This is a genomic window from Gammaproteobacteria bacterium, from assembly GCA_003696665.1.
Taxonomy (GTDB): Bacteria; Pseudomonadota; Gammaproteobacteria; order Enterobacterales.
In genome coordinates this window covers 1-2,145 of record RFGJ01000259.1, presented here as the reverse complement: position 1 = coordinate 2,145, position 2,145 = coordinate 1, and the positions used below count along the sequence as shown (strand labels likewise).

Genomic DNA, 2,145 nt, shown 5'->3' with positions numbered 1-2,145 from the left:
CGGAGTAAAACAAGTGCCTGTGCGCATCGTCTGGCTGCGTAATGCTCATAATTGTGCCTTTGCCAGCGCAGCCAGACGATGCGCACAGGCACTTGTTTTACTCCGATCCGAATCATGTCGTGAACGACGAACCTTGCGGTGAACCCGATGTGGCGGATGCGGTGCGTGGCTTTCGTCAAACCATTCCAGTGGTTGCCAATCGTATTGGCGATTGGCAGCCGGTGGGAGATTTTGTTTTGGATGCGCCAGCACAAGTCAACGAAGGCGAAACTGTCACCATCACCATCACGCGCACGGGACAAACCGACAGCGCACAAACTGTTGAGCTTGTCCGCTTGTTTGGGCAAGGCATGAACGAAAGTGATGTGCAGGGCCTCGAGGCGCGAACCAAAGTGACTTTTGCCGAAGGCGAAACGCAAAAGACGGTCACATTCACGGTCGCTCAAGACGATGTACACGAGCCGAATGACGACATTCAGTTCTGGTTGGCGAATACAGGCAACTACCGCGGTGGCTTTGTGCCAACGGTGTTGATGATTCACGATGACGACGAACAATCCTCAGGCGGAGGCAATAACAACACTGGCAATACAGGTGGTTCATCTGGCAGTGGTGGTGGCGGTGCCGCGTGGTGGTTGACGTTGCTGGCATTGGCTGGCTTATGGTTACACGGTGAGCGGAAAGGGCGTTAGGGAGGTATTGCGGCGTTCTGTGTTAACAGCGCGTGCTGGCTTTTAAGCTTAAAGGCGGTCATTAATGCATGAGGAAGTGTTCTTGCAATATCTAGAGTGATTTCAGGAGGCTAGGAATGCGCAAAAATCGGGAAAAACAAAGTCCAACAGTAGAGAAAATTGCGATATGCGGGCAGGATGGGCGTCATGAGTGTTCGTACAATAGCCTTTGGCTTCAATATGGTTCATTTGTTGAGTCTGTTGCACACAATTGGTTTCTTCGCTATCGCAATTTTTTGTCATCACGCGATGATGTATTACAAGAGGCGGTAGTGGCTTGGCTTAAAGCAATCGTTGCGCTCGACAGTGACCGTTCGGAGATCGAAATAAAGCAATTTTTACGAAAATCGATACAAAACCATCTTATTTCTGTCTTTCTAAGAAAACAGAACGGAGAAGTGATTGACGAGATCCCTGAATTTGTTGATCCAAATGATCCGGAAGAATGGGCATATCTTGAGGAAAAGATAATGCGTGCAACTGCTGGTCTGTCCTCTAGGCATCTGACGGCACTTGAGCACGTGATTCACGGCACAAAGAGGGCGTACAAAAATAACGTTGCGCATTATGCCTGGCGACTTTTTTCGTCTAGATTACGAAACTAGTACCCGGTAAAAGTGCCACCGCTTTGAGATTATGCCGTCACTTGCATCGGGTGGTGCTGTGAGGAAACGGCAGCCTCACGTGGTACCTTTGGCGGACATCCGCGCTATGGTGGACAAAATTTGACAACTGTTGTTTTCTTTTGAGTTTCGGTTACATGATTTGCGTTTCAGGCGTTGAGCGCGAAACCTTGTTTGTTTCGCGCATTGCTGCGCAATCCACGACCGAACCTGCAAAGTGTGAGCAATGAGCGATGCCAATTATGGCAGATCGCGGATTTCCGCCAGAACCAGTAAGGCGGGAGCAAAATACGGGCGACTTAACCAAAGAAAGCATGCATAACAGTTGTGGCTTGATTGCCAGCACGGCTGACCAGGCAACTACGTTATCTTTACTCATGGTGGCATACTCCTTTGCTGTTTTCAGTTCTTCTCAAACCGAATTTCAGCAGGATACGCCGCCGTCTTCAATCTCTCCATACACCACTTTGAAGCATAATTCTAATTAATTAAAAGCGTCGGTGCCCATGAGGTCAAAAGCCGTTTTGCGCGGCAGCGACGTGGTGCGATTGCGAATCATGTGGTAGATGAGGCGGTACGGATGCACGAACGCTAAATATAGAACGCCAGGCAATCCGAGCCCTAACAAATAAGCTGCCACTGCCAGTGGGGCGTTGTGCAAGAACCACCAATTGTAGTAAGCGACAATAATTTGGATCAAAAAGAACAAACCTGCCAAGTAAATAAATGCCGCCTTGGGATCGTACCACGGCACGCCGGGCGAGATGCCGTCTGAACGCGCAAACAGTTTT

4 protein-coding genes are annotated in these 2,145 nt (G+C 49.5%); 3 read left to right on the top strand and 1 reads right to left on the bottom strand.

Annotated features, from left to right (window positions below; all coding sequences use genetic code 11):
* Nucleotides 1-41: 41 nt before the first annotated feature.
* From D6694_07180 to D6694_07170, 3 genes are all read left to right on the top strand, one after another.
* The gene (locus D6694_07180) at nt 42-692 is read left to right on the top strand and encodes a hypothetical protein (GenBank protein ID RMH43205.1); all 651 of its coding nucleotides are present in this window, start codon (nt 42-44) and stop codon (nt 690-692) included.
* A gap of 116 nt (nt 693-808) precedes the next feature.
* Nucleotides 809-1,336 (top strand): hypothetical protein, encoded by a 528-nt coding sequence (locus tag D6694_07175; GenBank protein RMH43204.1) that lies wholly within the window; start codon nt 809-811, stop codon nt 1,334-1,336.
* A gap of 251 nt (nt 1,337-1,587) precedes the next feature.
* The gene (locus D6694_07170) at nt 1,588-1,842 is read left to right on the top strand and encodes a hypothetical protein (protein RMH43203.1); all 255 of its coding nucleotides are present in this window, start codon (nt 1,588-1,590) and stop codon (nt 1,840-1,842) included.
* On the opposite strand, the gene D6694_07165 is transcribed toward D6694_07170, so the two are convergent.
* On the bottom strand, nt 1,839-2,145 hold a 307-nt coding region (locus tag D6694_07165), incomplete at its 5' end, for a hypothetical protein (GenBank protein RMH43202.1). The genes D6694_07170 and D6694_07165 overlap by 4 nt on opposite strands.

What these genes read in the sequence shown, in the direction of transcription:
- D6694_07180 (RMH43205.1), top strand. Translation starts at nt 42, where the DNA reads ATGCTCATAATTGTGCCTTTGCCAGCGCAGCCAGACGATGCGCACAGG.
- D6694_07170 (RMH43203.1), top strand. Translation starts at nt 1,588, where the DNA reads ATGCCAATTATGGCAGATCGCGGATTTCCGCCAGAACCAGTAAGGCGG.
- D6694_07175 (RMH43204.1), top strand. Translation starts at nt 809, where the DNA reads ATGCGCAAAAATCGGGAAAAACAAAGTCCAACAGTAGAGAAAATTGCG.